10 protein-coding genes are annotated in these 6,889 nt (G+C 42.1%); all 10 read left to right on the top strand.

The genetic code is table 11. The features are described 5' to 3' along the window. Positions 1-198 precede the first annotated feature (198 nt). The 10 genes from GKG41_RS21930 to GKG41_RS21885 all read left to right on the top strand — a co-directional run bounded on the left by GKG41_RS21930 (position 199) and on the right by GKG41_RS21885 (position 6,872). Positions 199-564 (top strand): DUF134 domain-containing protein, encoded by a 366-nt coding sequence (locus tag GKG41_RS21930; RefSeq protein ID WP_226903835.1) that lies wholly within the window; start codon positions 199-201, stop codon positions 562-564. A 108-nt stretch (positions 565-672) separates the two neighbouring features. Next, positions 673-1,335, top strand: a complete 663-nt coding sequence (locus GKG41_RS21925; RefSeq protein ID WP_154262452.1) for a rubredoxin — start codon at positions 673-675, stop codon at positions 1,333-1,335. 6 nt (positions 1,336-1,341) lie between these two features. Then, positions 1,342-2,532, top strand: a complete 1,191-nt coding sequence (gene rbr, locus GKG41_RS21920) for a rubrerythrin (RefSeq protein ID WP_154262449.1) — start codon at positions 1,342-1,344, stop codon at positions 2,530-2,532. A 340-nt stretch (positions 2,533-2,872) separates the two neighbouring features. Continuing rightward, positions 2,873-3,139, top strand: a complete 267-nt coding sequence (locus GKG41_RS21915; RefSeq protein ID WP_154262447.1) for a DUF5320 domain-containing protein — start codon at positions 2,873-2,875, stop codon at positions 3,137-3,139. A gap of 63 nt (positions 3,140-3,202) precedes the next feature. Continuing rightward, the gene (locus tag GKG41_RS21910; protein WP_154262445.1) at positions 3,203-3,571 is read left to right on the top strand and encodes a DUF134 domain-containing protein; all 369 of its coding nucleotides are present in this window, start codon (positions 3,203-3,205) and stop codon (positions 3,569-3,571) included. 11 nt (positions 3,572-3,582) lie between these two features. Then, positions 3,583-3,987, top strand: coding sequence for an iron-sulfur cluster assembly scaffold protein (locus tag GKG41_RS21905; protein WP_319018842.1), 405 nt, complete (start codon positions 3,583-3,585; stop codon positions 3,985-3,987). After that, the gene (locus GKG41_RS21900; protein ID WP_154262440.1) at positions 3,962-4,330 is read left to right on the top strand and encodes a NifB/NifX family molybdenum-iron cluster-binding protein; all 369 of its coding nucleotides are present in this window, start codon (positions 3,962-3,964) and stop codon (positions 4,328-4,330) included. Before GKG41_RS21905 ends, GKG41_RS21900 begins: the two co-directional genes overlap by 26 nt. A 1-nt stretch (position 4,331) precedes the next feature. After that, entirely contained in the window at positions 4,332-5,192 is an 861-nt protein-coding gene (locus GKG41_RS21895) for an ATP-binding protein (protein WP_154262437.1), read from the top strand. Beyond that, on the top strand, positions 5,170-6,045 hold the full coding sequence (locus tag GKG41_RS21890; protein WP_154262434.1) for an ATP-binding protein: 876 nt from the start codon (positions 5,170-5,172) through the stop codon (positions 6,043-6,045). Before GKG41_RS21895 ends, GKG41_RS21890 begins: the two co-directional genes overlap by 23 nt. A 5-nt stretch (positions 6,046-6,050) precedes the next feature. Continuing rightward, positions 6,051-6,872, top strand: a complete 822-nt coding sequence (locus tag GKG41_RS21885) for an MBL fold metallo-hydrolase (protein WP_154262431.1) — start codon at positions 6,051-6,053, stop codon at positions 6,870-6,872. Positions 6,873-6,889 lie beyond the last annotated feature (17 nt).

Genomic DNA, 6,889 nt, shown 5'->3' with positions numbered 1-6,889 from the left:
GTTTTGGGGCGTCCGTTATGATCCGCATAGCGTCCGCTCTGAAACGCATCAGAGTCCGCTGGGCTCCGCAGAATGCACATACATCCAAAAGTGTAGCAATCTTGCTATATTTGCTCTTAAACCTATTGATTATTTTGTAGAATAATGTATAATAAGAGCAATAAAAGGCATATGCCATTAACCAAAGAGGTGATTTCAGTGGCAAGACCATGTAAACAGCGACGCATTTGCGCAATGCCCGGCTGCGAACGCTTTGGACCTCAAGATGATATAGCTGCCGACCGTCCAAGCATTAAAATGACAATAGATGAGTTTGAAAGCATTCGCTTGATTGATTTGGAGGGAATGACGCAGGAGCAGTGTGCCGAGCAAATGAATATTGCCAGAACGACTGCACAGACAGTCTATAACAGTGCCCGATTGAAGCTGGCACAGTGCCTTGTCAACACAAAGCAGCTTCATATTCAAGGGGGAAATTTTGTTCTCTGTGATGGAAATGCAGATAAATGCAGGTGCAGCTGCCCTCGCAAACAGGGCTGTAAGCACAAAAATAACTTAAAATAGCTTTACAAGTAAATTAAATCAGTAATTGTTATCAGTTGAGTGACAGTGTCACAGAACAAATTGTTGCAAGCTGATACCATATAAATAAAAAAACAGGAGGTTGAGGCAATGAAAAAATATGTGTGCATGATTTGCGGCTATGTCTATGATGAAGCAGCTGGCATTCCCATCGCCGGAATTGCACCCGGAACCAAGTGGGAAGATTTACCCGAGGACTGGGTCTGTCCCCTTTGCGGTGCGGCAAAATCAGACTTTAAGGAGCAGACAGCAACTTCGGCAGCTGTGTCAAAAGCCGCAGAGGTCGAGGAAAGCGATGAGTTGCGAAAGCTCTCTGTCGGTGAATTGTCCTCACTGTGCTCCAATTTAGCAAGGGGCTGTGAAAAACAGTATCTTGCAGAGGAGTCTGCACTTTTTACACAGCTGTCCGATTATTTTAAATCAAAAACACCTGCTACAGAGCATGATAGCCACCAAGCACTGTATGAACTTGTACAAAAGGACTTGAATGAGGGCTTTATCAAGGCAAATGCAGCTGCCGGTGCAAATGCCGACAGAGGCGCTCTTCGTGCCTTGGCTTGGAGCGAAAAGGTATCTCGCATTTTAAACTCTATTCTAAGCCGCTATGAAAAAGATGGTGACGAATTCCTTGTTAATACCAATGTTTATGTATGTGAAACCTGTGGTTTTATTTATGTAGGTGACGTGGCTCCGGCACTTTGCCCGGTGTGCAAGGTTCCCAGCTGGAAAATTGTGAAAGTGGAAAGGAGGTAACCCATTATGAAAAAGATTGCAGTAAGAAATATTCGCCTTTGCACAAAGGACTGTCTTTGCCTTTATGTATGTCCCACAGGAGCTACTGATACAGAAAACAGTATTATTGACGTGAATAAATGCATTGGCTGTGGCGTATGTGCCAATGCCTGCCCTTCAGGGGCAATTTCTATGGTGCCTGTGGAGTATCCTCCTCAGCAACCCAAGAAAAACAGCGTGGCAAATACACTAACCGAGCTTGCTGAAAGCAAAGCCATTCAAGAAAAGGCTGCCTTGCAAATTGCAGAGAATACAGATAATACCGTGCTTCGTCAGTTGGCGGAAGCTATTGCAAAAGCTAACCGCTTAATGAGCGAAGATTTGCTCCGTGAATCAGGCTTTATGCTGCCTCAAAGCGAAAACACACATACATTGTTGCAGTCCTTGCTGGACAACCCTCCTTTCGATGACTTTCCAAGTGAGGCTGTCCGTAAGTTGCTTGACAAAATACCGAACAATGAAAAAAAGACAAATAATATGGAGGATAAAGAAATGGAAAAATGGCGTTGTAACGTATGCGGATATATTCATGAGGGTCCGTTGCCAGAATATTTCAAGTGCCCACGCTGTAAGCAGCCCGCTTCTGTATTTGTAAAGGTTGAGGAAGAAACTGTCGCAGCAGAAAACCCATATGCAGGCACAAAAACAGAGAAAAACCTTGCTGAAGCCTTTGCAGGTGAAAGTCAGGCTCGTAATAAGTATACTTATTTTGCAAGTATTGCACAGCGTGAGGGTTACGATCAGCTTTCTGAGCTTTTCTTAAAAACTGCACGCAATGAGCAGGAGCACGCACGCATTTGGTTTGAGGAGCTTGGACATCTGGGCAAGACCGCACAGAATCTTCTTGCTGCTGCCGAGGGCGAAAACTATGAGTGGACAGATATGTACGACCGTATGGCAAAGGATGCCGATGCGGAAGGCTTCCACGATTTAGCAGAGCGTTTTCGCAAGGTTGGCGCAATTGAGAAAGCCCACGAGGAGCGTTACCGTGCTCTGCTTAAAAATGTGGAGATGCAGCAGGTATTTGAAAAGGGTGAGCAGACCATGTGGGAATGCCGTATCTGCGGACACTTGGTTATGGGTACAAAGGCACCTGAGGTTTGCCCTGTCTGCAAATATGCACAAAGCTATTTTGAAGTTAGAAAAGAGAACTATTAAAAGTTCTACTCAAAACAAAATTAAAGTGACAAAAGCCGTCTGAAATTTTCAGGCGGCTTTTACCGTCTTTACTTGAGGATTGACTGGACTATATTGGGTCTATAAAGTTCAAGAGCTACAACACTGTTGGTGTAGTGACACCACGCATAATCTTTATTATTAGAACCTTCAAAATAGCTAAGGATTTAGCTTGTATTTTTGCCACCAACTCGCAAAAATATTAATCAAAACTATAGATTGGCAGCTTTTTAATTATTTCAAAAAGTTATTGACATATGCCACAAACGATGTATAATAAGAATAGATGGCATATGTCAGAAACTATAAGGAGGTGAATAACATGCCAAGAAGGGATGGAACCGGTCCGATGGGTGCTGGATCAATGACTGGAAGAGGTTTAGGACTTTGCACAGGTGCTAATGCAGTAAAGTATGGAGCTGGTCTTGGAATGGGATTGGGTCTTGGACTTGCTTGTAGACGCGGTTTCGGTAGAGGTTTTGCGGTTAATCAGACATCCTCAAAAACACAAAAAGAGCTACTCCAAGAACAGAAAACCATGTTGCAATATCGACTGACAGTTATTGATAAGCAATTAGAGAACCTATAACGGGAATCAGAGGTAACCGGAGGACGCTCTGGTTATTTCTGATTAGGATGGAGGTGATAAGTTATGGCAAGACCTATGAAGTGGAGAAAAGTTTGCTGTTTACCCGAGAGCAATAGATTTGGGCCTCTTGATTCACCTGCGGATGTAGAAAACTATGTAATTATGACCGTTGACGAGTATGAAACCATAAGGCTTATTGATCTGGAAGGCTTTACACAGGAAGAATGCGCCAAGCAAATGAATGTGGCTCGCAGTACTGTTCAAGGTATTTATATTGAGGCCAGAAAAAAGGTGGCTGAATCGTTAGTTAATGGAAAGGTACTCTCAATTGAGGGTGGTGAATACCAGCTTTGTGATGGATTGGGTAACGGTTGTGGTCGCGGATGCCATAGGCATAGGCGTGGTCGATGTTTTACAGATGATGAGGATTAAGGTGATTGATTATATATTCGGAAAAAGTAATGGAACATTTTATGTGCCCCCAAAATGTTCATAGTATGCCCGATGCAGATGCCGAAGGAAGCTACGGAGATCCTGCCTGTGGGGATTATCTGACCTTTTATTTAAAGGTGAAAGATAGCCGCATAGAGAAAATCAGCTATCTTGTATTTGGGTGTTGTGCTTCAATTGCAACGTCCAGCATGACATCGGTATTAGCAAAGGGTAAAACTTTAGAGGAAGCGTTGAACATCACAGAAGAGGATATTGTTAGGGCATTAGACGGTCTTCCTGAAAAAAAGCTCCACTGTTCAAATTTAGGTGTGAGCGCACTACGTAATTCAATTAATAATTATCTAATCAAAAATAGAATGGAGAATTTTTATGAAAATAGCAATTCCAGTAGATGAAAAAAGTTTAAAATCTAATGTATGTATATCTTTTGGGCGTGCCCCATATTTCCTTTTCTATGACACAGTGAAAAAGGAAAGCTATTACCTTGATAATACCGCTGTTGCCAGCCAGGGTGGAGCCGGAATTAGAGCAGCACAGGTAATTGCAGATCATGGAGTTAAAGCATTGCTGACTCCACGTTGCGGTGAAAACGCTGAAAAAGTTCTACGCAATGCAGAGGTATTGGTATATAAATCAATACTCGGAACAGCACAGGAAAACATTGACGCATATACAAGCGAACAAGTTAATTTACTAAGCGATTTTCATGCCGGATTTCATGGACACGGAGGTAATTAATATGAAAATCGCTGTCCTAAGTGGCAAGGGCGGCACAGGAAAAACGCTGGTATCGGTGAACTTAGCTGCAGTAGCGAAAACATCAACATATATTGATTGTGATGTTGAAGAGCCAAATGGGCATTTGTTTCTTAAGCCTAAAGGAGTTCAAGAGGAAGAAATATCAGTGAAAGTTCCAAATGTGAATCATGAACTGTGTAATGGCTGCCGCAAATGTGTTGATTTCTGCAAATTCAATGCCCTTGCCTATATTAAAAATAATTTAATCGTCTTTGACGATGTATGCCACTCTTGCGGCGGCTGCATCTTGGTTTGCCCTGAAAAGGCACTATCAGAGAAAGAAAAAGTAATCGGAAAAGTTCAAAAAGGAATTTCCGGTGAGATGACGGTATGGACAGGAATATTGAACACCGGTGAGGCTTCTGGCATTCCTATCATACAAAAGTTGCTTGCTGAAGAGAATTCTCAGGCAGATCAGCTGACTTTTATTGACTGCCCTCCCGGAAGCGCCTGTATCGTAATGGAAAGCATTAAAGATGCAGATTATTGTGTATTAGTAGCTGAACCCACATTGTTTGGTGTTCACAACCTCAACATGGTATATGAGCTGGTCAAGTTATTTAATAGGCCTTTCGGGGTTGTCCTTAACAAATGTTTGGAAGAAGAAAACCCGGCGGAGAGGTTCTGCTCAGAAAAGAATATTAAGATTTTAGGTAGGATTCCATTTGATAACGAATTGGGAACATTGAATTCGAATGCAGAGATCGCTATAAATAAAAATCAAAAATATCGCGAACTGTTTTCTACCCTGCTTGATACGGTGACAAAGGAGGTGCAGCATGAAACAACTACTAATCCTTAGTGGAAAAGGCGGCACCGGAAAGACAACCATAGCAAGTGCGTTTATAAAGCTTGCTGATGCCAAGTCATATGCCGATTGTGATGTAGATGCACCTAACTTGCACCTCATTACCGGATGGAATGTTGAACCGAAAAAGACAGACTATTACGGGTTGCCAAAAGCAGAAATAAATTCAGAGTTATGTACCCAATGCGATCAGTGCAGGCAAAACTGCCGATTTGACGCGATCAAAGCAGAGTCGCACTATAAGGTAGATCCTTTTGCATGTGAAGGCTGCGGCGTTTGCGCATATGTTTGTCCTGCGGAAGCGATAACTTTGGTACCGGCAGTGGCCGGAGAGCTGATGCTGTATTCTGATAGGGAAAAAGTGTTTTCAACGGCACAGCTTAAAATGGGCAGTGGTACCTCTGGAATGCTTGTCACTGAGGTAAAAAAACAAATGAAGTCGGCAGCAGTTGATACTGGGCTGGCCATTATTGATGGATCTCCCGGAATAGGCTGTCCTGTCATTGCATCACTTAGTGGCGTGGATATGGTTTTAATAGTCGCAGAACCTTCCATATCAGGTATCAGCGATATGGAGCGCATTATAACAACAGCGGCGAAATTCGGAACCAAGACAGCAGTATGTATAAACAAATATGATGCCAATATTGTAAACACAGAGAAGATTGAAGAGTTTTGTAATAAACAAGGTCTTCCTTATATCGGCAGTATACCCTTTGACTCAAACGCAGTTAAAGCCATTAATAATAGCCAAACCATAGTAGACATAGACTGCACATCGGGGACGGCGGTTAAAGAGGTTTATCGCAAGACAATGAATCTACTTTTTGAAAAAAGTGGTGGCTAAAAGGCATGCTTATTAAAACTTTAGTGGAAAACACATCAATATCAAAAGACTTCTGCAATGAGCATGGCCTTAGCCTTTATATAGAAACAAAGAAACACAAAATCTTGTTTGATGTGGGCTCAAGTGAGTTGTTTCTTCAAAATGCTAAAAAGCTTGATGTAAATATTGCTGATGTTGATTTTCTGGTAATTTCGCATGGACATTACGACCATGGTGGTGGACTGAATACATTTTTGACAGAAAACTCGAAAGCTGAGGTGTTTCTACACCGCTTGGCATTTGAGAAATACTATGCTATTCGTCCAAATAATAAATTTGATTATATCGGTCTTAATGAAAATCTGAAAGAAAACAAACAAATTGTACTCACGTCAGACCGATTCTTTATCACCGATGGAATCCAGGTATTCTCAAATATTGTTCAAAGAGAGTCACGCCCAAAATCGAATAATGGATTGCTCACGGAGTATAAAGGACAAACGGTAGACGACACCTTTGCCCATGAACAGAATCTCGTGATAGAGGAAGACGGAAAGACCCTGTTAATAACAGGGTGCGCTCATAATGGTATTGTTAATATACTCGAGCATTTTTACTCGTTTAAAGGACGAATGCCTAACTATGTGATAGGTGGATTTCATCTTTCCAGCCGTTCTGGCGGAAATGAGGACGCAGACACTATAGATAGAATTGGCAAATACCTAATGGGCACAAAAGCAAAGTTCTACACCTGTCATTGCACGGGCATCGAGCCTTATAAAAGGCTGAAGGCTACTATGGGTGATAGAATTGATTATCTGTCAGCAGGTAGTGAAATAACAATCTAAAATAAAGGAGCAATATT

Source organism: Lactonifactor sp. BIOML-A5, from assembly GCF_009677585.1.
In the GTDB taxonomy this organism is placed as follows: domain Bacteria; phylum Bacillota; class Clostridia; order Lachnospirales; family Lachnospiraceae; genus Lactonifactor.
Note: the sequence above shows the minus strand (reverse complement) of the source record. Positions and strands in the feature narration are given on the sequence as shown.

Excerpts from the sequence above, each read along its gene's own strand:
- GKG41_RS21925 (WP_154262452.1), top strand. The coding sequence starts at position 673 with ATGAAAAAATATGTGTGCATGATTTGCGGCTATGTCTATGATGAAGCA.
- rbr (WP_154262449.1), top strand. The coding sequence starts at position 1,342 with ATGAAAAAGATTGCAGTAAGAAATATTCGCCTTTGCACAAAGGACTGT.
- GKG41_RS21915 (WP_154262447.1), top strand. The coding sequence starts at position 2,873 with ATGCCAAGAAGGGATGGAACCGGTCCGATGGGTGCTGGATCAATGACT.
- GKG41_RS21910 (WP_154262445.1), top strand. The coding sequence starts at position 3,203 with ATGGCAAGACCTATGAAGTGGAGAAAAGTTTGCTGTTTACCCGAGAGC.
- GKG41_RS21900 (WP_154262440.1), top strand. The coding sequence starts at position 3,962 with ATGAAAATAGCAATTCCAGTAGATGAAAAAAGTTTAAAATCTAATGTA.
- GKG41_RS21895 (WP_154262437.1), top strand. The coding sequence starts at position 4,332 with ATGAAAATCGCTGTCCTAAGTGGCAAGGGCGGCACAGGAAAAACGCTG.
- GKG41_RS21890 (WP_154262434.1), top strand. The coding sequence starts at position 5,170 with ATGAAACAACTACTAATCCTTAGTGGAAAAGGCGGCACCGGAAAGACA.
- GKG41_RS21885 (WP_154262431.1), top strand. The coding sequence starts at position 6,051 with ATGCTTATTAAAACTTTAGTGGAAAACACATCAATATCAAAAGACTTC.